The following is a 25,033-nucleotide window of genomic DNA, read 5'->3' as shown; positions in this document are numbered from 1 at the left end:
GTTATGAAACAAGATAAGGCTAAAAGCTCGCACTAGCAGATTTCAAATTTGCTATTCATCCCCCTGCCCCTTTCAAACAGGGAATTTTTTACTTCTTAGCAGCAGCCGTTTTATTTAACTCTTCAAACTCCAGCGAAGCCATTATAAAAGGCGCTACCGCTTTGGGGTCGTTGTTTCGGCGCTCTTCGTTGATGTAGTACTCGTAGCTACCGCTGCGATAGGGGTTGCCACCCAGGCCTGCCACTGCGCATACCTGCGTAATGCTGATGGTGCCGTCAGGGTTTTTCTCTATAAGGTTATTTATAATACCGTTGTAGCCTTTTTGTGCCACCTGCATGTACTTCTGATCGATGTATCCTTTTTTGGCGGCTTTCACCAAAAAGTAAGTGAACATACTGGAGGCGGAGGCTTCACGATAGTTGCCTTCTCTGCCGCCCATATCTACTACCTGCCACCACAGGCCAGTTTCTTTATCCTGGTACTGCGTAATGGCTTTGGTCATCTTCTGCGTAATCTGCAGCACTTCATCTCTTTGTGGGTGATCTTTTGGCATAAAATCCAGCACATCAACTAAGGCCATTGCATACCAGCCCATAGCACGGCCCCATACATTAGGCGCCTGACCTGTTTGCGGATCGGCCCATTTCTGCTCGCGGCTCTCGTCCCAACCGTGCCGCCATAATCCTTTATCAGCATCCCAGGTGTATTTATCCACCAAAGTTATTTGCTTGGCCACATCATCAAACAAAGCGGGCTCTCCGAACTCCACCGCGTATTGCGCCAGAAACGGAGAAGCCATGTATAGGCCGTCGAGCCACATTTGGCTGGGGTAGATTTTTTTGTGCCAGAAGCCACCCTCTGAAGTGCGCGGGTGGGTACGCATCTGGTCGCGCAGTTCTTCTACCGCCAATTTATACTTTTCGTCCCCCGTCTCCTTATATAACTCTATCAGGAACTTGCCAGGATTTACACGGTCTATGTTGTAATCGGTTTTCTTATAGGTCATGATGCTGCCATCTTCGCTGATCATGGTATCGGCAAAAGCCTTGATGTAATTCAGGTATTTCTGATCACCTGTCTTTTCATACACCCGCTCAATAGCGCTGGCAAAAAGCCCTTGAGTATAGTCCCACTTCGGCTGAGGTCTAAAGTCGATCATCCAGCCTTCGGGGTTCCGCTTAATGTCGGAATCGGCCATCCAGACAGAGTATGGCTTGCCTGACGGAGATTCTTGTACGGTGTTGGATACAACAGGGGTAGTTTTAGAACCACAGGAAGCGGCAAATAGCACAAGTACTAGTAAAGCAGCATATTGGGTAATTTTCATGGTATTTCTTTTCTTGTTTTTATTACTTCGCAGGCGACCAGTTATCGTCTCCTGCCAGTATGTTATTCGGTTTATACTTCTTCACATCCTTAGCCTTCAGCTGGTGCGACCAAGCCACTCTCCCCTTTGCATTGGCACCTGGTCCTTTAGATTTATACTCAGCATAAAGCGCGGTCTTCTCGGCATCGGGTTTGCTCCAGTTATGCCAACCTTCGGGCCTGATGTGGTTGCCCAGCGTGGTGTTGATAAATATAGTTTTGGCATAAGGTCTCCAAGGACGGCCCAGGTATACTTTAGGAGCTTCGTCGGATGCGGTAACAGTGCAGTTCAGGAAAACAAAACCATAAGCTTGGCCCTGCGGCGTAGAAGCGGCTGTGATATAAGAATTCTTTTTGCAGTGAATGGTACAGTTTTCGAACACAGCTGTGGCAGGCCCGAAAATGAAATCCGTGGTACCTTCTATGTGGCAGTTTTTATAATACTGGCGGCTATTATCCACACCTGCGTAAAGCGTATCTTGGTCGCCGATAATGCGGCAGTTCTCGAATACACAACGATCTGCCTCCACGTGCAGCGCTACCGCCTGCCCTACTCTTCCTGCATTGTTCTCAAAAGTGATATTCTCAGCCCGAAAATCATTGCCCTGCACCAGTACCGTATAAGAGGTAAAGGTGTTTATGTCGCCTTTACCTGAGTAGTCATTCCAACGGATAATGGTGTTGTCCTTGCTTTCGCCTATAAAAGAGATGTTTGTTTTCCAGGAAGGGATAATAAGCTTCTCCTCGTATACGCCATCTTTTATAAAAATCTCGATGCGCTCCAGCGGAAAAGCAGGCACAGCATCTACAGCAGCTTGCACAGAAGAATAGTCGCCGCTACCATCCTGCGCCACCATCAGTTTTTTTTGCTGCGCCTGCACAAAGAAAGCGACAAGTAAAAAAAGTATAGTGACTGTTATTCTCATAATTTTTCCTTTCTATCTACAAGGCCATTCAGGTACACTTCGATGTTCGTGTACTGCTTATCCAACGTGTAGGCAGTAGCATCGTCGGCACTGGAAGGATTTAGTTTATGCTGGCGCTCCCACTCATCAGGCATACCATCCTGATCTTTATCTTCTGGCGCTGGCGCTGATTTCAGCTCTGGCCAGCCTCCAACATCCTCCTGTGAGTCGATGATACCGTTTTTGTTTTCACCGCTGGAAGGGTTATTTTCTCGCACATACTGTAACACCCGCTCGTCCACTTTATCGCGTCTATAGCTGGCTCCTGCATGTGCCAATACCAGCTCATAAGCCTCTTTAGCAGACTGCTCCCGCACTGCCTCCACCTTGAATTCACTGGCAACCACGGCAGAATCAGGATGATCGGCACTTACGCCTAGTTTATTATTCTGCGAAACTTCTGTGTTGCCCTCCATTACGTTGCCAGCTATGTAAAAGGCTCCATAAGGTTGATAAGGCTCCAGCAAACGGTCTTTCTTCGAATCTGGTGTGGCTGGGCCAGGCTTATAATAGTTGTTCACCATGTTGTACTTTCCCTTTTCGCCACCGTACACGCTGTTTCCGCCCCAGTTATAAATTACATTATTTCTAAAGTCTACCAGCTCATCGGGCGTATTGGGTGTAGTCTTAGAACCGCTGAAGCGCGGCATGCGGCTCATATGGCTAGCAATTAGGTTATGGTGGAAGGTTGCGCCTTTACCTCCCCATATGCCACCATACCCATGGTCTCCTTTTTCATGCACCGACTGGTTCAGGCTCTCTGCGATGATACTCCACTGCAGCGTGAAATTTGTATTGCGGTAAAATGAAGCACTCTCATCAGTTGCCCAACCCATAGAGCAATGATCTACGATAATGTTATGTTTCCCTTTGTTACCACCTAAAGCATCATCTTGAATTCCTGATATGTCGCCCATTCTAAAACGCATGTAGCGCACAATCACGTTATCGGCTTTTATGTTCACAGGGTAATAGCGCAGTGTAATCCCGTCACCAGGCGCCGATTGTCCTGCAATGGTAATATCAGGATTGTTTATATCCAATGTCGACTCCAGGTTAATGTAACCTGACACGGCAAACACAATGATACGAGGGCCTTTCTTGCGAATAGCTTCGCGTAAGCTGCCTGGGCCATCATCGTTAAGGTTAGTAACAACTACCACCTGCCCGCCACGGCCACCTGTTGTATGCTTTCCAAAGCCTTCTGCTCCAGGAAAAGCCAAAGGTTTTCCGCTTTCAGGTTGTTGCTTAGTAGCAACAGTTGCTGTTTCTTCTGTAGTTGGTACGCTTGCTGGCTGCTGTGAGCAGCCAGCAAAGCATGCCATCAGTAAAACTAAACTAACCGAATTTACCTTTTGCCTTATATTGCTTTTAATCATTTCCTGCTATTAATACTTGTGTATTGAGGTCAGCTATCTCTTCAATTTTCAGAATGAAGCTACACCTTTTGGCAATTTCACTTGCACAGGATTAGCCAATTCTACGGCTGTTTTGTTCAAGTACTTTATAAACTCTTCTTCTGTCCTGATACCTTCTGGTTCCAATTCCCAAGCCGCCAAATAATAGTATTCTACTTTGTTGGCATTTGGCTTTAGTTGTACCACATGGCTATTTGCATCTGCTGTTATTTCCATCAAGTCTGAAGGTCTGAAAAGCACTGCAATGCCTAGATTGTCGCCGTCACCGTTCAGGCTTTGCTTGCCGTAGGTTGCTATATAGCCCCATTGCCCGCTGCCGCCTTTGCTCGTAAACAACTTTGCTTTTTTGTCTTTAATCAGTCCTGTGCTCAGGTTTTGCGGGGAGTCACCTGTTACTTCTACCTGGTGGTGCGTAAGTCTGCTGCCCGCGTGTATGCTAATCAAAGAATGCACATCCATCTCCAGGCCTGCTACTTTCCAACCGTAATAGTTTGTGCGGATAGAAGAATAAACAGGTCCGTTCTCGGCAATTACGCTGATCATGCTATCTGTTTCGGCTACACGGTTAGCAGCGCCCTCATGAAACATTGCCAGCGTACCTACTCCCAACGATTTACCTACTTTCAATACATCCATGCCCCAGGGCTGCAGGTTGTGATAAGAATCATAACCATCCTGCCCCACGTTTTGCAGCACCATGTCGCTAGTTCTTTTTCCAAATACATCTGTGCCGTTACGCCAGTCCAGGTAAAAGCGATAGCCAACTTTATCCGATTCCCAACCTGGCCCCTCATAACGCACATAAAACGAGTGATCTGTCACTTGGTCGGGTATACGAAGAGAATCTACGTTCTGAAAAGTACCACCTGTATACTTTTTCCCCTCAAAGCTTCCCCCTACTTTATGAGATAGTTCTGCCTGCGTACGTTTGGTATAGTTGCGTTTATTTTCTCCGCTTTCGTTGTAGCGTATAGTCAGTTTTTTAGAAGCCTTCGCTCCTATTTCATCCAGCAGTACCACAAGGCCTGCCTGTTCTGTATCTTTTAGATTGTACTGGCTGGCTACTTCCTGCTTCCCATTTAGTACTACAAAGGCTTTAGGGTTGAAGGCAGGAGCCAGTTTCTCTAAATCATTTTCATGCAACAGCACCATCACATCTGTACGCTGCTGGTCCACTAGGTTGCTTACCGTAACCGTAAAGGACTTAGGAAATTCTTTTTTCAAGTTCTGTGCCACTAACACACTTGAACTGAAAACCAGCAACAAAGTAGTTACTACACTTAACTTCAGTTTATCCAGCATTTCTTAACTATATTAACTATAAAGGTTAGTCATGTTTGTCATGAAGAGCCCGGCTTTACTTTACCTGTGCTTCTACAATGTCTTTCACTAAGCTATTGATGTAAACTTCTACATCATCGTAAGCTGTGCTCAAATTCTTTTTTGTTTGTGCTTTATTCGGATCAAGCTTTTGGGCTATTTCCCATTCGTCGGGTATACCGTCCTTGTCGGTGTCTTGTGGGGCAGCAGCCGATTCCAATTCTGGCCAGCCGCCAACATCGCTTTGGCTATCAATTATACCTTTAGTACTTCCCCGAGAACCCTCTGCAGTATAAGAATTGTTGCGCACATGCTCCAGCACACGCTCATCCACTGCATCTCTTACAAACGAGGCACCAGCATAACTTAGCACTCTTTCATAAGCTACTTGAGCTGTATGGGTGGTCACATTATCATTGATTGGGTGTGGCGAGCTCAATTTCATCGCGGCTTTAGCAGCATCTGGAACAGTGCCATAGCTATTATGAAACTGGTTGAAAACGCCATAAGTCCAGTTATCGTTTGTGGCGCGGTTACTTCCTTCTATATAATTACCGTTTATGTAAAACTTTCCCCAGATGTCGTACACTTCGGTGCCGCTGTTCTTGTTTTTGTCTATAGAAAGGATGCGCTCCTTCTTTGTGGTGACAGGGCCTGGTTTGTAATAGCAGTTCACGATGTTCACATTCATTGCTTCACCGCCATAGGCGCTGTTGTTGCCCCAGTTAAAGATCACGTTATTTCTAAGGTCTACCAGGTTGGTTAAAGCAAAGGCTTTGCCTGCTTCTTCTCCTAGCCTTGGGTTTCGGCTGTCGTGGTTTGCCAGCAGGTTATGGTGGAACGATGCATTTTTACCTCCCCAGATACCGCCATAGCCGTGTGCTCCCTTCTCATGTGCAGAATTGCGCAGACTCTCAGATATAATGCTCCATTGCAAGGTAAAGTTTTCGTTTGCATAAAACGAAACACACTCATCTGTAGACCAACTCATAGAGCAGTGGTCTACAATAATATTTTTGTGGAACCTTCCGCCTAATGCATCAGCTTCCTGCGCTTTTTCATCTCCCATGCGGAAACGCAAGAAACGTATAATTACATTATCGGCATTTACATTAACAGGATAGTTTTTGATGGTAATACCATCGCCAGGAGCAGTTTGTCCCGCTATAGTTAAATCGCCAATATTAATGTTCAGGTTGGAGTTTAACGCTATGGTTCCTGATACATCAAACACAATAATGCGAGCCCCTGGTGTGGTGATGGCAGCTCTTAAACTACCTACACCAGAATCATTCAGGTTGGTTACTTTGATTACTTTACCTCCACGGCCACCTGTAGCATCTTTACCAAAACCTTCGGCTCCAGGAAAAGCAAGAGCATCTTCACGCACAGGCTCCAATACCTCTTCTTCTGGCTCAGTAGAAGGCTCGGGATCAGAACCTTTGCAGGCAGGCACCGTCAGCAAAAGGAATATGCCTGCAAAACAGCCAAAGAAATTAAATTTATAAGTAAGCTTTAGCATGAGCGCTCAGGGTTTAAGTAAACGGTGTGGCTAATAAGCCACACCGTTTATTATCTGCAAATTAGTATAACCAACGTGGGTCGCCTACTACACCACCTGTTGTACTGGCTGTTCTTAAAGGCGAGTCAGCAGGCAGTGTAAAGTCTGTAGTCGAAATGCCCCATCCTAGGTCTGTGGCAGTATTGTTTATCAACGTTACATAATCTGGAAAAGTCATTGCCTCTCCGTTTCCGTTTATCAACTTAAAGAAGTTGTTATAGGAAACCATCATTGGAGAAGAGCTGTTGGCCCTTATTAAAGAATTATTAAGGGTTTCGCCAGGTTGTGGTGCATTTGCCATTATAGAGTTCTGCATCGTGAAGTTCACCACGTTCTCGTTGGCATCCAGTAACGGATAGTTCCTGTACCCAAAGTAATTTAAGGTGCTGTTATCTATTATAATTCTTGGCGTAGCCACACCAGAAAGATTAGAGGCCCAGCTAATAAACTGCCGTCCAAAGTTATGGAAGGTAGAATTTGTCAGCTCCAGGCTTTTGAACTCCATTTCATCCAGCAATATAAAGTTATAGTTTCCTTCGCCTACATTATAAATTAAAGAATTGTCTATTCTGATGGTATCTACTTTATAGTCGTTTTTAGACCCTCTGTTACCTCTTAGAATTGTGTTGTCAACGTTGCGCACAATGCTGTTCTCAATCACAAAGTTTGTGAACGTAGCTGCATCTCCTGTTATGTTAAATAGATAGTCAGCTCCTTCGGCATCTCCGTCAAAATCTATACCTGAAAGTTTAACACCAGCGCCATCGCCGTTCAGCTCAAATTCTTTAAAATTCACTTTTGTATCTGCAGGGTTACCAGAAACAGAAGCTATCGTTATGGTTTTACCTGTGATTTCGGCTGTCTCTGAAATAGTATACTCACCTGGCTCTAAACCAATCACATCTCCATCTGCGGCATTATCCAAGGCTGCCTGCAAATCGTCGGCTGGTGTGAGCGTTACCGTGTAACTTGCCTGCATTTTAGTGGTGAAAGAAGTAAATCCTCTGCTTTTGTTTCCAGCATAAATTTCTACGCTATAAAACGTGTTAGGCTGAAGGCCTTCTACCGTCATTCTGCCAGTGGCTAGGGCCTCTTCTGTTACAGGCACCTCTATCGCATCGCCTTCCAAAGGCTGCAGTACAATTCTAGTTAAGCCAGGCGCTACTCTCCATCTTAGCGTGGCACGTGTAGCTTTTACATCAGGCCCGTAGATGGGCAGCATAATTTGCTCCCCTCTAATTCTGAAACTGTTACTTACCACCCAATTAGACTCAGGTCTATCGCCTAAAGCATTTGCTTTGATACGGGCAAAGTAATTCTTTCTTACCTCCAGTTGATCGTCGGTAAATACCACACCAGCGGTATCTGTTTCCACTGACACGATAACAGGCGTCTCAAACAATGTATCAGCTGCAACCTCTACTGTGTAGGTAACGCCACTGGCGGCTGTTGTGTACAGAGAGGGGTTCCAGGTTAGTTTTACTTGGCTTACTCCCGTTGTGGAATTGATAGAACCAGCAGGGGTAAACATCCGCATCGGTGCCAAATCTTCCTCGTCTGGCTCACAAGCGAAAGTCAGAAAGGCCAGCACCACAACCGGAATAACACTATAAAATATTTTAATTAGAAAATTTTTCATGTCTTGAAATTTAAAGTTCATGATTCCGATTACAGCTTAATAACCATAGTCCTGCGTCAGTCTGTAGTTCTGGTTCAATACACCAGAATAAAGCGGGAAAAGCTCTGAGTGGTTCTCCTGAAAGGCTACAGCAAAACCTGTGATATAGGCTTCGTTTACAGCTGCCCTCCAGTTTACCCTTGTAAAACCTAGCGGCGCTGTAGTTGGAGCAGGCGTATACATGGCTTTGGATACAGGCCCATCCGCTAGAGTCAGTACTGCTATTTCCTGCTCTACCGTCGCGTTTACTACGTCAGTTGGCTGGTAGTACACATACTGCGGCACGTTGGCATAGCGCCCTGTTGCGTTCATAAGGTTTGTTAGCTTAACTCTTGTCTCTGCTATAGTAGAGGCCAATTTGTTCCAGCGGATCAAATCATACTTGCGTATTCCTTCGCCACCAAACTCTAGCAGCCTTTCATGCATAATGGCATTGAAAAACTCCTCTTTATCGGTTGGTGTTGCACCCATTTTTGACGCTTCGTATTCATCTTTGAAGGCTCTTCTCCTTACTGCCTCATAAGCTTCTACCGCCTGTGCTGTAGGTCCATTCAGTTCATTCTCCGCCTCAGCAAACATCAGCAGCACATCAGCATAGCGCAAAACTGGCCAGTTGATGCCCAGGTTCTGGTTTGTACCGTTTATGCTTGTCCAATACTTTCTGAATTTACCGTCACGCATGGTGTTGGCAGATGTAAGGGTCTTTTTGTCGTCTTTGTCGATCTGGAAGTAAGCGATTGTCACGTCTCTTCTCACATCGGCAATAGAATCGAACTCATAGAAGTATGTCGGGATAGCCTCTAGCTGGCCATTTGCCTGACCATATTTTGAATTGCGGTCTATTCTGAGGCCATTGCTATAGCCAAGCTTGCTGTCTGTTTTGGAATTACCGCCATAGGCGCCAATCTCAAAAATCATTTCGTTAGTCGAGCCGCCGCTGGCACCTGTATGTAAGTCCTTAAAAACATTCTCATATACTGGGTTCAGGCCATGCTGTCCGCTCTGAATAATGTCCAAAGTTTCCTGTCTTGCTATCTGGTAATAGGTTTGGTAATCTGTTCTACGCTCCATCACACCAGATTCTCTTCTTAAGGCATATCCGCCACGGATCAGTGCTATTCTAGCTCTCAAACCCTTTACCGCTGACTTTGTGATGCGTGTACTTGGGTCACTTGACTCGGATTTCCAAGGCACTAGTTCTTCAGCAAGCGCCAAATCATCCAGCAACTTATCATAAATTTCGTCCTGGTCAGTTTTAGGAAGATACAAGTCTGTCAGGTCTGCTGATGGATCGAATTGCGCTGGTACATCGCCCCAGTTACGAACTAACTCATGATAGAAGATGGCTCGCAAAGTAAGCGCCTCACCGTGCAGCTTGCGCATCTGCGCCTGTTCTGTAGGAGTGCCGCTAGTATAGATAGCTGACATCGGAATATACTTGATGGCAATATTGGCCCGCTCTATACCCGCGTACAGCTGCAGGAAAGGCTTGTTAAGTTCAGTGTTATCAGGGTGCACGCCGAAGCCGCTGATGCCTCTGCGGTCTAACGGGTTATAGTCGCCGCCAATCCTAAAGTCGTCGGCTGCATTTGGGTAAAGCGTAGAGATACGGCTGCCATAGCCATCATCTCCCATGAGGCTGTTATACACACCTACCAGGGCAGAGTTGGCATAAGAAACACTACTAAAAACAGTCTCCTGCGACACCGTAGACGGGTTTTCGATATCCAGGTAACTTTCGCAAGAAGTAAAGGTTAAAGAACCTCCCACCGCCAGCGATAAAAACAGGGTTTTGATATATTTATTTTTCATTTCCAATCTGATTTATAGTTAGAAAGTAACGTTAACACCACCTAAGATGAAGCGGCTGCGAGGATAAGCTGCATAGTCTACCGCAGGCGTTAGTGGGTTGCTGCGTCTGGTGTTGGCTTCTGGGTCATAGCCAGAGTAGCCCGTGATAGTGGCAAGGTTATTTACTGTAGCATAAACTCTGAACTTAGATACCACTCTTAGTCTATCTACCAGGCTCTGCGGAAGCGAGTAACCCAACGTTACGTTGCTGATGCGTAGGAACGAACCGTCTTCGATGGCAAACGAGTGCAGGAAGTATTGACCTTGTGGCGGAGTCCAGTACTGTGTGTTCTGGTTCATGGCAGCCAATTCCTCAGGGTTTGTCACTAGTTGTCCAGCATCGTTGTACCACTGCCATCTGTCGTTCATCATCGACAGCATGTTGTTGTCGCGGTACAGGTACTGTGTAGTAAATTCAATCTTGTTCGCGTTGTACACTTTGTTTCCGTAAGAGAAGTTCATGAACACGCTCAAGTCGAAGTTTTTGTAGCGTAACTGCTGGTTTAAACCACCTATGAATTTAGGCTGCGCATTGCCCAACACTGTTCTGTCTTCAGTCGTGATCAGATCGCTCTCTGAGTCAGACAACTTCTTCAACTTCAGGTCGCCTGGTTGTGGAGCTCTGTTACCTAAAGCTACCGCTCTGCTGTCTGGCACACCTTCTTTCAAAGTGTATGACCAGATACCAGTGGTCTCATCATAAGCTGTATTGAAATCTTCCAATGTATAGTACCCGTCGGTTACGTAGCCATAGAACTGGCCAATTGGCTGCCCTACTCCTACTAAGAAATCTTGGTAAGAGCTGCTCACCCAGCCAGACTCCACCAGGTATGAGTTTACAGGGTTCCCGCTAGGATCTAAGCCAAGGCTTACAATTTTGTTTTTGTTAAAGGCAATGTTGAAATTGGCGTTCCAAGAGAAACTTTGGTTATCTACCACTACACCGTTCAGCTGCAGTTCTATACCTTTGTTTTCTGTCTCGCCTATGTTCTGGTACTGACGCTCGTAGCCACTGGTCTGTGGTATGGTGGCACGTAGCAACAAGTCTCTAGTACTGTTCTTATACAAATCGATGGAAGTGCTCAGCCTGTTGTTAAACAAACCTATATCGAGGCCTACGTTTCTGGAGATGGTGGTTTCCCATTTCAGGTTTGAATTGGCAAGGTCTGTAGCGATAAAGCCTGGCGTAATGGCTTCGGTAAAGGCATAGCCATAGTCGCTGGATGTAGAGAACATTGTTTTCCAAAGGTCTACTCCTATTCTGTTATTACCTACCGCTCCCATGCTTAAACGCAGCTTCAGATCAGACAACCAGTCTTCGGTGCCTGCCAGAAAGCTTTCGTCGGCAATGTGCCAAGCCACAGAGGCAGAAGGAAAATAACCTACACGATTCTCAGGAGCGAATAAGGAAGACGCATCACGGCGAAGCGTAAACTGCGCACGGTATTTTTCTCTGAAGTTATACGATAGACGACCGAAGTAAGAAAGGGTTCTTTGCTCAGACTCTACTGTGCTTGGCGCATCCTGAATCATACCTGCAGGAGGCGTGGCTTTTTGAATACCTGCAAAAGCCTGCTCTGGTGTAATGTCTGTCGGCAGCCACTTTGTTATTATGGTTTGGCCTTGGGTCCTTCTTTGCCAGATTTCATGCCCCAGCATAGCCTGTACCTTATGGTCTTCGCTAAACTTTTTATCGTAGGTTATTACGTTTGAGTTTGTTAACGATAGCGCTTCGCTGTTACGGATACCTACCACTGGCATGTCGGCGTTCTGCCTGGCTATGCTTGTTACAGGTCCTGAATATTCGTTTTCCTCACGGTTGGTTGTTGTTATACCGAAGGTTGTTCTGAAGTTCAGGCCTTTAAAGATTTCATAGCTAAAATACCCGTTCAGCAGGAGGTCATTTCTGTAGTCGTACTTCAGTTCCTGATTTGCCAGCAACACTGGGCTTGTCAAGTTAGTTAAGTTAGCGAATTCTGGGTCAAAAATATCAGCGGTGTTTTCCATACCTGGCGCCACAAACGGACGGAAACGTACGGCATTTCGCAGCCTGTTTGAACTCTGAGTGCCTGTGCTGGATGTACCTACTCCGTCAATTTGCTGGCGGCTGTAGCGTGTATTCATACCTACTCTTAAACGGTCAGATACTTTATGATCGAATTTGAAAGAAGCCAATGTTCTTTCAAAGCCCGAGTTTAGCATGATTCCTTCTTCGTCGGTATGGTTCAGCGTAAAGTTGAAAGACGTTGTTTTAGAACCACCTGTTAAGCCTAGTATGTGTGTTTGGCTAGTCGCATCGCGTCCGAATACCTCGTCCTGCCAGTCTGTATGCGGCATGTTCTGATAGATATCCAAATCATCATATAAGCCATAACGGGTGGTGAAAGCATCTTTTGTTTCTTGGTTCGTATTATAGTTATAGATCTGATGCTGGTATTTCACATACTCATAAGGATTCATCACGTCCAGCTTGTTAACAATGCTGCGCACACCAGCAAAGCCATTGTAAGTGATTTGCGTCGGCATTGCCTTACCGCCCTTCGTCGTGATTACTACCACACCGTTGGCACCGCGTGCTCCGTAAATTGAAGTAGAGGCAGCATCTTTCAACACGTCAATTGATTCAATCTCCTGAGGAGAAAGGAAAGACAAGGCGTTCTCCACCTGGATACCGTCTACTATATATAAAGGTGAGTTATCTTGTGTAATAGAACCGCCGCCACGCACTCTTATCTGAATGTCAGCACCTGGACGACCTTCTGAGGTTGTTACTTGCACACCCGCTAGCCTACCAGCAAGTGCTTCAGCAGCCGTACTCACAGGTATATCAGCAAGTTGTTTAGCACTTACCGATGAAACTGACCCTGTCAAGTCTCTCCTATTAACTGTACCGTAGCCGATTACCACTACCTCATCCAGTGCATTCTGCTCCGGAGCCATAGAGACATTTATGATAGACTGACCTTTGATGGCGACGTCTTTTGGCTGATAACCGATAAAAGAAAACTGTAAGGTACCCTCTCCATTTGGCAAAGAAAGTGTATAGTTTCCATCAACGTCAGTAGGAACAGCTGTTGATGTTCCTTTTAAGACGACCGTTACGCCTGGCAATCCCAGCCCGTTTTCATCTACCACTTTCCCTGACACGGAAAAGCTTTGAGCAAGTGCCCCTACAATTGCGGTGAAGACAAAAGTAAGCGTAAACAAATACTTCATCTTCGTTAGTAAAGCGTGTCGCATATGTAACTTTTAAATTGTACGATTAATAATTAAAACTTTTATGTATATCAAACTCAAGAAACTCCTAAGCACCTTAACTACTGTAGGTTATACACGCACAAAGCATTACCTACCATGGAACCAATTCAACTGATAAAACCTCCATCTGACATTTCCCTCTTCTAATATTTCAGGTGATTAATCACTTATCGCACATAGCAAAAAAGTACCAGCTTCCTCCCTCTCAGATCTCCTATAGCGTATGCTCCAACCTGTTCTTAAAACCCTGCAATTAACAGTAAACCAGCACAAACCACAGAGCAAACACGAAGACATATTTCCTATGCTTCCCTTATCTAAAAAATAGGAAGGTCTTCTGCTGCAACATTAACTTAACAATAGGGCTGTACTTATTCTGAAACTACTACAGGAGCACCTGCAAATGATTAAACACTTACTCTATATTCAGTGCAATGTTGCGCAATCGTTTGCATTTTATAAACTTTTCTTCTATTTTGCAAATCATAGAAAGAATATTTTTTAACTAAAATATTCTAAAAACGCCTAAAAACACACCGAAAGGCATTTTTTTTACTATGTTAGCACTTACTCACTAAAACTATTATTCTCATTATTACTTGAACAAAAAATTTTAAATACGTACATTTCACCTGAAAAAAGATTTAATTGCGCAAACGATTACATAAAACAGTCTATTCCTATGAGCATACACTATACTACCAGACACGCTATACATCCCAACGACAGCAAACAATATGACACGGCTAAGCTTAGGGAGGCTTATCTTATAGAGAACCTTTTTAAACCAGATACAATACAGGCTGTGTACACGATGTATGACAGGCTTATAGTAGGTGGTGTAAGCCCCGTAAAAAAGCCTTTGAAGTTGGAGACGCTGCCAATCCTTAAGTCAGAAAACTTTCTAGACAGAAGAGAACTTGGCATCATCAACATAGCATCTGAAAGCACTATAACGGTAGACGGAGAAACACTAAAGCTTGCCAATAAGGAGGCTTTATACGTAGGAAAAGGAGTAAAAGAAGTTATCTTCCATCCTGCCAAAACAGGAGAGACATTATTCTACTTTAACTCAGCACCTGCACACCAGTCCTACCCTACAAAAAAAGTTTCGCTAAGTGAAGCAGAGACAGTTGAGTTGGGTTCGCTACAGCACTCAAATCACCGCGTGATCAGAAAAGTGTTGATTAATTCTGTAGTGGATACTTGCCAGCTACAAATGGGTGTAACAGAACTGATGAAGGGAAGCGTTTGGAATACCATGCCTGCTCATACCCACGACAGAAGAATGGAGGCTTATCTTTATTTCGACCTTCCACAAGAACACATCGTTTCTCACTTCATGGGTGAGCCACAGGAAACAAGACACATCTTCGTAAAAAACAACCAGGCTATCATTTCTCCACCTTGGTCTATCCATAGCGGAGCTGGTACCTGCAACTACTCATTTATTTGGGGTATGGCTGGCGAAAACCTGGACTATAGCGATATGGACAAAGTTGACCCCTCTGACCTAAAATAATTTAAAAGTATGGGAGAATTATTTGACTTAGCAGGCAAAGTAGCACTGGTTACGGGTGCTACGCACGGCTTAGGCATGGCTATGGCTAAAGCTTTAGGAAAAGCTGGCGCTACACTTGTAGTGAATGGAAACACGCCTGAAAAAATGGAACGTGCGCTGGAGAACTATAAAGGGGCAGGCATTGACGCGAAAGGTTACTTGTTTGATGTAACAAACGAGCAACAGGCAAAAGAACATATAGACAGAATTGAGCAGGAGGTAGGCCCCATTGCCATACTTGTAAACAATGCAGGTATGATTAAACGTGTGCCTGCCCTGGTGATGGAGGTAGATGAGTTTAGAAAAGTGGTAGATGTAGACCTGACGGGGCCATTTATCATGTCTAAGTATGTGGCAAAGCACATGGTGGAGAGAAGATCAGGCAAGATTATTAACATCTGCTCGATGATGAGCGAGCTTGGCCGTGATACAGTTTCGGCCTACGCAGCTGCCAAAGGAGGTTTAAAAATGCTAACCAGGAACCTGGCGACAGAATGGGCCAAGTACAACGTGCAGGTAAACGGCATCGGTCCTGGTTACTTTGCCACCGACCAAACAGCCCCCATACGTGTAGATGGTCATCCGTTCAACGATTTTATCATCAACCGTACGCCTGCTGGCCGCTGGGGCGACCCAGAGGATTTAGGCGGTACCGTCGTGTTTTTGGCAAGCAAAGCCAGCGACTTTATAAACGGCCAAATTATTTATGTAGATGGCGGTATTCTGGCCACTATTGGTAAACCAAGCAACGAAAACTGATCAGGAGGCCCCACGAGTGTTCAATACACTTCATGTAAATTACCATGGCTATTAAAACAAAAGTAACCATTCACGACATTGCTGAGAAGCTAAATATCACGGCTTCTACAGTATCGCGTGCCCTAAATGACAACCCTAGAATAAGCGAGGTTACTAAAAAAGCTGTGGTTAAAGCTGCTAAAGATTTAAACTACCAGCCAAATAATATTGCTGCTGCCCTCCGAAATGGCAAAAGCCATATTATAGGCGTGATAGTACCCACTGCCGACAGATCGTTTTTTGCATCTGTGGTAAGAGGAATTGAAGAAATAGCTAACAACCTAAACTACAAGGTAATCATCTGCCAATCGTACGACAATTACGAAAAGGAAGTACAGACGGTAGATGCCTTGCTAAGTGCACGTGTAGATGGCATTATAGCCTCGCTTGGCAAAAACACGGAGAATTTCGATCATTTTAAAAAAGTTCAGGAAAAAGGGGTGCCTCTTATTCTGTTTGACCGCACTTCAGATGCCATTGAAGTAAGCCAGATAGCCATAGATGATTATTTAGGAGCTTACAAAGTAGTAGAGCACCTCATACAGCAAGGCTGCAGAAGAATTGCACATTTTACAAGCCCCAAAAAGGTAAGCATTTTTAGGGAACGTTTACGTGGCTACGCAGAGGCGCTGCGCGATTATGGAATTCCATATGATGAAGAGCTGGTAGTGAGCAGCAATTTACAGTTGGAAGATGGTAGGAAAAGCATGGAACAACTTCTCCAGCTAAAAGAAATGCCAGACGCCGTTTTTTCATCTAGTGACTATGGAGCCATGGGTGCCATGCAGGTGCTAAAAGAGAACAATATTTCAATTCCGCAGCAGGTGGCGCTGGCAGGCTTTAGTAACGAGCCTTTCACCTCCTTTACTGATCCTCCGCTTACCACCATAGATCAGCTCAGCATAACCATGGGAACTGTAACAGCCGAACTATTTTTTGACCAGCTAAAATCTGAAGACAGAATGAAGCAGCCTCAAAAAATAGTGCTGAAGCCCCAGCTAATTATTCGAAAGTCCACGCTACGCAAGGAGGAATAGGAGGATTAGCAAGCTGTTTCCCAGTCAAAAAGTATAGAAGACATTGTTATATATCACAACAGGTAATCATTGTAGTTATGAAGCCATTAAACAGAAATACCGCTAGCGTATCTGAGCAGCGTCCTGTAAAAGTGTTGCAATTCGGGGAGGGTAACTTCCTAAGAGGATTTGTAGACTGGATTATAGACATCCTAAACGAGAAGACAGACTTTAACGGAGCTGTAGAAATTGTTCAGCCGCTAAAACAAGGTATCGTACATTTGCTGAAGCAGCAGGATGGTCTGTACCATGTGCTGCTTGATGGTATACAAGGTGGCAAGCCTACACAAGAAAAACGCTTAATTACCTGCGTTACTGGCGCTCATAACCCTTATGATGATTACCAGGCGTATTTGGCGTTAGGCGAAAACCCTGACCTGGAGTTTATCATCTCGAACACAACAGAGGCAGGTATTGCTTTCGACGAAGCAGACCATAACATGGACACGCTGCCGAACAGCTTCCCTGGCAAACTGACTGCCTTACTTTACAACCGCTTCCAGCATTTTAGCGGGGCAGCCGACAAAGGCCTAGCTATGATACCGTGCGAACTGATAGAGAAGAACGGTGAGGCACTGAAAAACACAGTATTGCGATTTGCAGCACACTGGAGCCTGCCACAGGAATTTACCACCTGGGTAGAAGAAAACAACTCCTTCTGCAATACGCTTGTAGATCGTATTGTGCCTGGCTTCCCTAGAGATACCATTAAAGAAATACAGCAGGAACTTGGCTTTGAGGACAACCTTGTGGTGAAAGCAGAGCCTTTTCACCTTTGGGTGATTGAAGCTCCAGAAGCTGTTAAAGCGGCCTTCCATACCGAAAAAGCTGGTTTGGAAGTGAAGTTTGTTTCTGACCTGACGCCTTACCGCACCCGCAAAGTACGCATCCTGAACGGAGCACACACGGCGCTTGTTCCCGTAGCTTACCTGCAGGGCCTGCGTACCGTTCGCGAAGCGGTAGAAGACAAAAAAAGTGGCACATTTATCAAAGAAGCTGTTTTTGAGGAGATTATACCTACGCTGGATTTGTCAGCTGAGGAACTTGAGCAGTTTGCCAATGCGGTGATAGAGCGTTTCCAAAACCCGTTCATTCGCCACGAACTTATTTCTATTGCCTTAAACTCAGTATCGAAATATAAAGTGCGCGTACTGCCGTCTGTGTTGGAATACCATAGCAGAAAAGGCGAGTTACCTACCAGACTGCTACACTCATTGGCTGCTTTAATTTTGTTTTACAAAGGCGAGTGGAACGGTGAAGCAATTCCTTTGAACGATACGCCAGAAGTACTTAATTTCTTTAAAGAAGCCTGGGCCAAGGGCGATGCCGCAACGGTAGTAAACACGGTACTTTCCAATACCGATTTCTGGGGCACAGACCTGACAAGTATAGCAGGCTTTGCCGAAAAGGTAACAGAAGAACTGCAGCAGCTACAGAAAGCCACGAAGGAAGAAGTAGCTTAAAAGTCCCCATTTGGATGGGAGACAACAGAATAAAATCAACGGACTAAAGCACTGCCCAAATTATTGGCAGTAAAAAAGATAAGTATAAAACCATGTCATTTTTAGACGATAATTTTCTACTACAGACCAAGACAGCGCAGCAACTGTACCATGAGCATGCGAAAAACATGCCCATCATCGACTATCACTGCCACCTGTCGCCAGAAGATATAGCCAACGACCGCAAGTTTGCCAACCTGACACAAATCTGGCTGGAAGGCGACCACTATAAGTGGCGTGCCATGCGCACAAACGGCATACCTGAAAAGTATTGCACTGGTGATGCCGATGACTATGCAAAGTTTGAGAAGTGGGCCGAAACTGTGCCATATACCATGCGCAACCCGCTTTACCACTGGACGCACATGGAGCTTAAAAGGCCTTTTGGCATTGAAAAAGTTCTGAAGCCAGAAACGGCGCGGGAGATATACGATGCCTGCACCGAGATGCTACAACAGGATGGTTTCAGCGTACGGGGCATTCTAAAGAAAATGAACGTGAAGGTTATCTGCACCACTGATGATCCGATTGATACACTCGAACATCATCAGAAAATAAAAGCAGATGACTTTGGCATACAAGTACTGCCAACTTTCCGTGCCGATAAGGTTTTAGCGATTGAGGACGCGGCTGTATTCCTGCCTTACTTGCAGAAACTTGAAGCTGCATCAGGTGTATCAATAGGAAACTTTCAGGAACTGCTGGATGCCCTGAAGCAGCGCCATGATTTCTTTCATGCCCAAGGTTGCCGCCTCTCCGACCACGGTTTGGAAACCATGTACGCCGAAGATTATACAGACGAAGAAATAAAAAGCATTTTTGCGAAGGCATTGCAAAAGCAGTCGCTAAGCCAGGAGGAAATTTTGAAATTCAAGTCTGCTATGCTGGTGGAACTGGCGCTGCTCGACCACTCCAAAAACTGGACGCAGCAGTTTCACCTTGGCGCGCTGCGCAACAATAACAAGCGTATGATGCGCGAGTTAGGCCCAGACACAGGCTTCGACTCCATCGGTGACTTTGATGTGGCACGGCCGCTCTCGAAGTTTATGGATAGAATGGACAACTCGAACCAGTTGGCCAAAACAATACTTTACAACCTGAACCCTAGCCAGAACGAGCTTTATGCTACCATGATCGGCAACTTTAACGATGGTTCTACGCCTGGTAAGATCCAGTACGGCTCTGCCTGGTGGTTCCTCGATCAGAAGGATGGGATGGAAAAACAGATGAACGCGCTCTCAAATATGGGCTTACTGAGCCGCTTTGTGGGTATGTTAACTGACTCCAGAAGCTTTCTTTCTTACCCAAGGCACGAGTATTTCAGAAGAATACTGTGTAACTTGATAGGCAATGATGTAGAGAATGGCGAACTGCCAGCCAGCGAAATGGAATGGCTGGGCCAAATGGTCGAAAACATCTGCTACTATAACGCAAAGAATTACTTCAACTTCTAAACAGCATGGGTAAAGTACTCTCTTTTGGTGAGCTCTTATTAAGAATCTGTCCTGATGAAGGCGGGCAATGGCTACAAGAAAATAACCTTCCTTTTTATGTGGGCGGTGCCGAGGCTAACGTAGCAACGGCATTGGCGCTATGGGAAGTGCCATCTGCCTACCTTACAGCGCTGCCTGATAACTTTATTTCGGAGCAGTTGGTGGGCTACCTGAAAAGCAAGAAAGTAGAAACCGACGCTATTGTTTACCAGGGAGACCGCCTTGGGCTGTACTACCTGCCGAAGGGAAAAGACCTGAAGAACACAGGTGTTATTTACGACAGAGCGGGATCTTCTTACGCTGACCTAAAGTCTGGAACGATAGATTGGGACAAGGCTTTTGAAGATGTTAGCTGGTTTCATTTCAGTGCCATTTGCCCTGCCATAAACCAGGCGGTAGCCGATGTTTGTGCAGAAGCACTGAAGGCCGCCAAAGAGAAAAACATCTTTGTTTCGCTGGATCTGAACTATAGAGCCAAACTATGGAAGTATGGCAAAAGCCCTGTGGAGATAATGCCTGCCTTGGCGCAGCATTGCAACCTGATCATGGGCAATATCTGGGCAGCCAATATGATGTTGGGAATTACTTTAGATGAAGAATTGATTGCCGAGAGAGACAAGGAAAGCCTGTTGCAGCACGCGCAGCTAACCTCTGAAGAAATCAAAAGTACTTTCCCGAACTGCCAGATCGTGGCCAACACCTTCCGCTTCGATTATAAGGAAGGCATTCGCTATTATACTTCGCTTTATACAGACAATGAACTGACGGTATCGCAGGAGTATGTAGCCGAGAAGATACTTGACAAGGTGGGCAGCGGCGACTGCTTTATGGCTGGCCTGATCTACGGCTTCTACAACAAACTTTCTGCTACAGAAACGCTTGAATTTGCCACTGCAGCCGCTTTTAAAAAATTATTTATACCAAGCGATGCTACCTCTACCACAGTAGCTGAAGTTAAAGAAACCATAAGCACCTATGCAAAATAAAGAAACCGCCTTACAGGCTATACTAGACCAAGGTCTGCTGCCCTTGTTCTTTTACGAAGATGCAGAAGTATCTCTGGAAATCATTAAAACCCTTTACAAAGCTGGCATACGCACACTGGAATATACAAACCGTGGCGCAGCTGCCCTGGAGAACTTCACTTATCTAAAATCTGAGTTAGGTAAAGAATACACGGACCTGCACCTGGGCATCGGCACCATAAAAACAGTGGAAGAGGCAAATGCTTTTATAAAAGCTGGGGCCGATTACATTGTGAGTCCAGTTGTAGACACTGAAGTAGGCAACATAGCGAACGAGGCAGATATGCTTTGGATTCCTGGGTGCTTTACGCCTACCGAAATTCATACAGCTCAAAAGTCTAAGGCTGCTTTGATTAAGCTTTTCCCTGCCAACATTTTAGGTCCTGCATTTATGTCCTCTATTAAGGAGCTCTTTGCGGGGCAACTGTTTATACCTACAGGCGGCGTGGAACTGGATAAAGACAACATCAGCACCTGGTTTAAATCGGGCGTTTGTGCAGTGGGCATGGGCAGCAAGCTCATCAGCAAAGAAGTTCTGGCACAGCAGCAATACGACAAACTGCACGAGCAAACAATCAAGGCTATCGAACTGGTAAAGGCAAGCAGATAAGCTTAAGCCAGTATAAAAGACCTTTAAGTAAATAGAACAAGCAGAGGCCTATCAACATAGCCTCTGCTTGTTCTAAAATTTTGAGAACAATAGTAGGTAATTACGCACCTACTCCTGTCATTGAACACATCATGCAGAAGATACCGTTATGCTTTTTACCTACATCAAAAAACAAGTAAGTTCAAGAAAGCCTGTACAGCATGTGCTGAAGTCGCTTTGCGTGTTAGCGCTTCTATTACTTGCTTCTTCCTGCCATAAAATAAAACAAACAAAAGAAATCAAGCTGGCCCATACGCTGGATATGTCGCATCCTGTACACGAGGCTATGGTTTTTATGGCTGATCGTGTAAAAGAAAAATCAGAAGGTAAACTTACCATTGAAATTTATCCGAATGCCCAGCTAGGAACGGAGCGGGAATGCTTGGAACTTTTACAAATTGGTAGCGTGGGCATGACAAAAGTGTCTGCGGCTGTGATGGAAGGCTTCTCCCCTAACTTTAAGGTGCTAAGCCTGCCCTACATCTTTCAGAACAAAGAGCATTATTACCAGGTTTTAGATGGTGCTGTAGGCCAGGACCTGCTACAGGAAGGAGAAAAATACTGGTTGCATGGCCTTGCTTTCTACGATGCAGGCAGCCGCAGCTTCTACTCTGTTAAGAAGCCCATTACGGAGCCGAAAAACTTAAGAGGCATGAAAATAAGGGTACAGGATAGTAAAACGGCCATTGACATGGTGCAAAGCTTTGGAGGCTCAGCCACACCCGTATCATGGGGAGAGCTTTATACAGCCCTTCAACAGGGCGTAGTAGACGGCGCCGAAAACAATGCTCCAAGCTTTTACCTGTCCCGCCACTACGAAGTAGCAAAGTACTACACCCTTAACGACCATACCATGGTGCCCGATGTACTGCTGGTTAGCTCCGAAGTATGGGAACAGCTAAACCCTCAGGAAAAAAAGTGGCTGCAGGAAGCTGTAGAAGAGTCGGTGGTGGTACAGCGCAAGCTTTGGAAGGCGGCTGAAGAGGAAGCGCTGGCAGCTGTTAAAAAAGCAGGTGTAGAAATCATAACCCCTGATAAAGAAGAGTTTTCTAAACTGGTAGAGCCAATGTACGAAGGCTACAAAAGCGAGCCAGAAGTATACGAACTGATCCAAAGAATAAGAGCGGCCGAAAACACAACTAATACAAGTAATGCACAGGCCCTTAAATAAGATTTAGCCTCTATAAAAATGAGAAAAACCATAGATAAAATGTTATTTACAACATTGGTAGTACTAATGTCCGTGATGGTATTGAACGTGCTCTGGCAGGTTGCTTCCCGCTACCTAGTACGTTCCCCAAGCGCTTTCACCGACGAATTGGCCAGGTATCTGCTGATTTGGGTAGGACTATTGGGAGCCAGCTATGTTAGCGGCAAAAAAATGCACTTGGCTATAGATATTCTTCCGTCTAAGATGGCGGGCAAGGGAGCCCGAAACTTAAACATATTTATACACCTGCTAATGGCTCTTTTTGCTTTCTTCGTGATGGTTTGGGGAGGTATAAAGCTCGTTTACATTACGCTTACTCTTGATCAAACTTCTGCCTCGCTGGGCATTCCTTTAGGCTATGTTTACACAGTGCTGCCTCTGAGCGGTTTGCTTATCATCTTCTATAGTTTAGTGAACCTGACAGAGAAAGAAGAAGACCCTGAAGAAATAGGTCGCGAAATGGCCTAGACAAAGCAGGTAAATCAAACCTTGTCAGTTTCCTTTTAAAGTTGCACCCTCCTACAAATACATAAAAAATGGAATTTCTAGAGATCATAGTACTGGTAGTAAGTTTTGTTGTACTGCTGATTTTAGGCGTACCTATAGCCTTTTCTATAGGAATAGCGGCACTGCTTACTATGCTGGTAAGCATAGCTCCCGAAGCGGCCTTCACGACACTGGCACAACGCATGGCCACGGGCCTGGATAGTTTTGCACTACTCGCCATACCCTTCTTTATACTGGCAGGGCAACTCATGAACCGAGGTGGTATAGCCACACGCCTGATAGATTTTGCCAAAGGCTTAGTAGGCACTTTACCAGGAGGTCTAGCATATGTAAACATAGTGGCTTGTATGCTTTTCGGAGCCATTTCTGGTTCTGCCGTGGCCGCGGCCTCTGCCATTGGGGGCATTATGAACCCACGCATGGTAAAAGAGGGTTATTCCCGCCCTTTCAGTGCCGCCGTAAATATTACTTCTGCTACTACAGGCATGATCATTCCGCCAAGTAACATCCTGATTGTATACTCGCTGGCAAGCGGTGGTGTTTCTATTGCTGCTCTGTTTGTGGCTGGTTATGTACCAGGGTTTCTACTCGGCCTTTCATTGATGCTCGTAGGTGGTTTTATCGCCTATAAAAACAAATACCCTGTTAGTGACCGAACGCCCTTGAAAGAAGTTTTTAAAAAGTTTATGGATGCATTGCCTAGCCTCTTCTTATTAATTGTAGTGATAGGCGGTATTATTGCGGGTATTTTTACGGCTACTGAGGCATCTGCCATAGCAGTATTGTATACAGTGGTGCTCTCTATGCTTATTTACCGGGAGGTAAAAATAAATGACCTGCCTGACATCTTAATTCACACGGTTATCACCACTGCCATTGTAATGCTGCTGATTGGCACCTCCATGGGTATGTCGTGGGTAATGTCATTCGAAAACATTCCGCAGGGTGTAAGTGAGGCGCTCCTATCGATCAGCGACAATAAAATTGTGGTGCTCATTATCATTAACCTCATTCTATTGTTTGTAGGCATTTTTATGGATATGACACCAGCTGTACTCATTTTCACACCTATTTTCTTACCTGTGGTTACAGCACTAGGTGTAGATCCTGTACATTTTGGTATCATAATGGTACTGAACCTGTGCATAGGATTATGTACTCCGCCAGTTGGAGCCGTACTTTTTGTGGGTTGTGGCGTTGCTGGAATTAGTATCAGCAAAGTGCTTAAACCTCTTGTCCCGATGTTCCTGGCTATGGTTGCTGCTTTATTACTTATTACCTATATTCCAGAACTAAGTTTGTGGCTACCGCGTGTATTTGGATTGTAGCCTTTTCTAATAAGCTATTTTCCTGCTACGCCAACCACCGTAAGAAACAAGTGCAAGTACCAACGCAGCTATTAAAAGACCGAAAGACTCACGAGCCTGCTCCATACTTTCGGTCTTCATAGACAGGTCTTGCTGAGTCCACTCCTGCTGCACCCACTCCGAAACTGAACTTGGGTAGAGATACAGGAAACCCAGAAAAAACAGTACAGCTCCAGCCAAGGCCCAATACCTATAGTATTTATTAAAAGCAGCTAGCCCAGCAAGTAAAGCGGCATACCCATAAATACTTATCCAAAACCAGGGATCAGGATCGTTGAACTGCCAAAGTGAAAATATAACTAACATGAGGCAGCAAAAGCCATAAACGAAACGAAGCAATTTTGAGCTCATAAAGAAAGTGTGATTAATGTTGTTACACCTACGAAAACATTAACACTAATGTACAAAAGAAGCTTAAACATAGCTATC

Annotated in this window: 19 protein-coding genes; 10 read left to right on the top strand and 9 right to left on the bottom strand. The window is 45.1% G+C overall.

All coding sequences use genetic code 11. From position 1 onward, the window contains the following. Window positions 1–88 precede the first annotated feature (88 nt). The 8 genes from LN893_RS16730 to LN893_RS16695 form a co-directional block, all read right to left on the bottom strand. Window positions 89–1,327: a glycoside hydrolase family 88/105 protein gene (locus tag LN893_RS16730; protein WP_229972085.1), complete on the bottom strand. Its 1,239-nt coding sequence runs from the start codon at window positions 1,325–1,327 to the stop codon at window positions 89–91. A gap of 22 nt (window positions 1,328–1,349) precedes the next feature. After that, entirely contained in the window at window positions 1,350–2,291 is a 942-nt protein-coding gene (locus LN893_RS16725; protein WP_229972084.1) for a pectinesterase family protein, read from the bottom strand. After that, on the bottom strand, window positions 2,288–3,709 hold the full coding sequence (locus tag LN893_RS16720; RefSeq protein ID WP_229972083.1) for a pectate lyase family protein: 1,422 nt from the start codon (window positions 3,707–3,709) through the stop codon (window positions 2,288–2,290). The genes LN893_RS16725 and LN893_RS16720 overlap by 4 nt, the downstream gene beginning before the upstream one ends. A gap of 48 nt (window positions 3,710–3,757) precedes the next feature. Further along, window positions 3,758–5,050: a DUF4861 domain-containing protein gene (locus LN893_RS16715; RefSeq protein WP_229972082.1), complete on the bottom strand. Its 1,293-nt coding sequence runs from the start codon at window positions 5,048–5,050 to the stop codon at window positions 3,758–3,760. Between the two features lie 55 nt (window positions 5,051–5,105). Beyond that, window positions 5,106–6,590, bottom strand: coding sequence for a pectate lyase (locus LN893_RS16710; RefSeq protein ID WP_229972080.1), 1,485 nt, complete (start codon window positions 6,588–6,590; stop codon window positions 5,106–5,108). A 61-nt stretch (window positions 6,591–6,651) separates the two neighbouring features. Next, window positions 6,652–8,268 (bottom strand): DUF4957 domain-containing protein, encoded by a 1,617-nt coding sequence (locus LN893_RS16705; protein WP_229972078.1) that lies wholly within the window; start codon window positions 8,266–8,268, stop codon window positions 6,652–6,654. Between the two features lie 36 nt (window positions 8,269–8,304). Next, entirely contained in the window at window positions 8,305–10,119 is a 1,815-nt protein-coding gene (locus LN893_RS16700; RefSeq protein WP_229972076.1) for a RagB/SusD family nutrient uptake outer membrane protein, read from the bottom strand. An 18-nt stretch (window positions 10,120–10,137) separates the two neighbouring features. Further along, window positions 10,138–13,398 (bottom strand): SusC/RagA family TonB-linked outer membrane protein, encoded by a 3,261-nt coding sequence (locus LN893_RS16695; RefSeq protein WP_229972074.1) that lies wholly within the window; start codon window positions 13,396–13,398, stop codon window positions 10,138–10,140. 700 nt (window positions 13,399–14,098) lie between these two features. Here LN893_RS16695 and kduI point away from each other — a divergent pair. From kduI to LN893_RS16645, 10 genes are all read left to right on the top strand, one after another. Next, a complete protein-coding gene (kduI, locus tag LN893_RS16690) occupies window positions 14,099–14,938 on the top strand; it encodes a 5-dehydro-4-deoxy-D-glucuronate isomerase (RefSeq protein ID WP_229972072.1) in 840 nt (279 codons plus the stop codon). 9 nt (window positions 14,939–14,947) lie between these two features. Next, the gene (locus tag LN893_RS16685) at window positions 14,948–15,736 is read left to right on the top strand and encodes a gluconate 5-dehydrogenase (RefSeq protein WP_229972070.1); all 789 of its coding nucleotides are present in this window, start codon (window positions 14,948–14,950) and stop codon (window positions 15,734–15,736) included. A gap of 44 nt (window positions 15,737–15,780) precedes the next feature. Beyond that, window positions 15,781–16,812 (top strand): LacI family DNA-binding transcriptional regulator, encoded by a 1,032-nt coding sequence (locus LN893_RS16680; RefSeq protein WP_229972068.1) that lies wholly within the window; start codon window positions 15,781–15,783, stop codon window positions 16,810–16,812. Window positions 16,813–16,889: 77 nt separating this feature from the next. Further along, window positions 16,890–18,314 carry a tagaturonate reductase gene (locus LN893_RS16675; protein WP_229972066.1) on the top strand — a complete coding sequence of 475 codons (1,425 nt, stop codon included), beginning with the start codon at window positions 16,890–16,892 and terminating at the stop codon, window positions 18,312–18,314. Between the two features lie 92 nt (window positions 18,315–18,406). After that, a complete protein-coding gene (gene uxaC, locus LN893_RS16670) occupies window positions 18,407–19,807 on the top strand; it encodes a glucuronate isomerase (RefSeq protein ID WP_229972064.1) in 1,401 nt (466 codons plus the stop codon). A gap of 5 nt (window positions 19,808–19,812) precedes the next feature. Further along, a complete protein-coding gene (locus tag LN893_RS16665; protein WP_229972062.1) occupies window positions 19,813–20,832 on the top strand; it encodes a sugar kinase in 1,020 nt (339 codons plus the stop codon). Then, on the top strand, window positions 20,822–21,481 hold the full coding sequence (locus LN893_RS16660; RefSeq protein ID WP_229972060.1) for a bifunctional 4-hydroxy-2-oxoglutarate aldolase/2-dehydro-3-deoxy-phosphogluconate aldolase: 660 nt from the start codon (window positions 20,822–20,824) through the stop codon (window positions 21,479–21,481). The genes LN893_RS16665 and LN893_RS16660 overlap by 11 nt, the downstream gene beginning before the upstream one ends. A gap of 148 nt (window positions 21,482–21,629) precedes the next feature. Then, window positions 21,630–22,691: a TRAP transporter substrate-binding protein gene (locus LN893_RS16655; protein ID WP_229972058.1), complete on the top strand. Its 1,062-nt coding sequence runs from the start codon at window positions 21,630–21,632 to the stop codon at window positions 22,689–22,691. 18 nt (window positions 22,692–22,709) lie between these two features. Then, window positions 22,710–23,198 carry a TRAP transporter small permease gene (locus LN893_RS16650; protein WP_229972056.1) on the top strand — a complete coding sequence of 163 codons (489 nt, stop codon included), beginning with the start codon at window positions 22,710–22,712 and terminating at the stop codon, window positions 23,196–23,198. 68 nt (window positions 23,199–23,266) lie between these two features. After that, window positions 23,267–24,565, top strand: a complete 1,299-nt coding sequence (locus tag LN893_RS16645; RefSeq protein ID WP_229972054.1) for a TRAP transporter large permease — start codon at window positions 23,267–23,269, stop codon at window positions 24,563–24,565. A 6-nt stretch (window positions 24,566–24,571) separates the two neighbouring features. Here the strand turns inward: LN893_RS16645 and LN893_RS16640 are convergent, their stop codons facing one another. After that, window positions 24,572–24,910 (bottom strand): transmembrane 220 family protein, encoded by a 339-nt coding sequence (locus LN893_RS16640; protein WP_229972052.1) that lies wholly within the window; start codon window positions 24,908–24,910, stop codon window positions 24,572–24,574. Window positions 24,911–25,033 lie beyond the last annotated feature (123 nt).

This window comes from Pontibacter harenae, assembly GCF_020907245.1.
Taxonomy (GTDB): domain Bacteria; phylum Bacteroidota; class Bacteroidia; order Cytophagales; family Hymenobacteraceae; genus Pontibacter; species Pontibacter harenae.
This window is presented reverse-complemented; position numbering and strand designations above follow the sequence as displayed.

Bases quoted from the DNA above. Each gene is read 5' to 3' on its own strand.
- LN893_RS16730 (WP_229972085.1), bottom strand. From the start codon at position 1,327: ATGAAAATTACCCAATATGCTGCTTTACTAGTACTTGTGCTATTTGCC.
- LN893_RS16725 (WP_229972084.1), bottom strand. From the start codon at position 2,291: ATGAGAATAACAGTCACTATACTTTTTTTACTTGTCGCTTTCTTTGTG.
- LN893_RS16720 (WP_229972083.1), bottom strand. From the start codon at position 3,709: ATGATTAAAAGCAATATAAGGCAAAAGGTAAATTCGGTTAGTTTAGTT.
- LN893_RS16715 (WP_229972082.1), bottom strand. From the start codon at position 5,050: ATGCTGGATAAACTGAAGTTAAGTGTAGTAACTACTTTGTTGCTGGTT.
- LN893_RS16710 (WP_229972080.1), bottom strand. From the start codon at position 6,590: ATGCTAAAGCTTACTTATAAATTTAATTTCTTTGGCTGTTTTGCAGGC.
- LN893_RS16705 (WP_229972078.1), bottom strand. From the start codon at position 8,268: ATGAAAAATTTTCTAATTAAAATATTTTATAGTGTTATTCCGGTTGTG.
- LN893_RS16700 (WP_229972076.1), bottom strand. From the start codon at position 10,119: ATGAAAAATAAATATATCAAAACCCTGTTTTTATCGCTGGCGGTGGGA.
- LN893_RS16695 (WP_229972074.1), bottom strand. From the start codon at position 13,398: ATGCGACACGCTTTACTAACGAAGATGAAGTATTTGTTTACGCTTACT.
- kduI (WP_229972072.1), top strand. From the start codon at position 14,099: ATGAGCATACACTATACTACCAGACACGCTATACATCCCAACGACAGC.
- LN893_RS16685 (WP_229972070.1), top strand. From the start codon at position 14,948: ATGGGAGAATTATTTGACTTAGCAGGCAAAGTAGCACTGGTTACGGGT.
- LN893_RS16680 (WP_229972068.1), top strand. From the start codon at position 15,781: ATGGCTATTAAAACAAAAGTAACCATTCACGACATTGCTGAGAAGCTA.
- LN893_RS16675 (WP_229972066.1), top strand. From the start codon at position 16,890: ATGAAGCCATTAAACAGAAATACCGCTAGCGTATCTGAGCAGCGTCCT.
- uxaC (WP_229972064.1), top strand. From the start codon at position 18,407: ATGTCATTTTTAGACGATAATTTTCTACTACAGACCAAGACAGCGCAG.
- LN893_RS16665 (WP_229972062.1), top strand. From the start codon at position 19,813: ATGGGTAAAGTACTCTCTTTTGGTGAGCTCTTATTAAGAATCTGTCCT.
- LN893_RS16660 (WP_229972060.1), top strand. From the start codon at position 20,822: ATGCAAAATAAAGAAACCGCCTTACAGGCTATACTAGACCAAGGTCTG.
- LN893_RS16655 (WP_229972058.1), top strand. From the start codon at position 21,630: ATGCTTTTTACCTACATCAAAAAACAAGTAAGTTCAAGAAAGCCTGTA.
- LN893_RS16650 (WP_229972056.1), top strand. From the start codon at position 22,710: ATGAGAAAAACCATAGATAAAATGTTATTTACAACATTGGTAGTACTA.
- LN893_RS16645 (WP_229972054.1), top strand. From the start codon at position 23,267: ATGGAATTTCTAGAGATCATAGTACTGGTAGTAAGTTTTGTTGTACTG.
- LN893_RS16640 (WP_229972052.1), bottom strand. From the start codon at position 24,910: ATGTTAGTTATATTTTCACTTTGGCAGTTCAACGATCCTGATCCCTGG.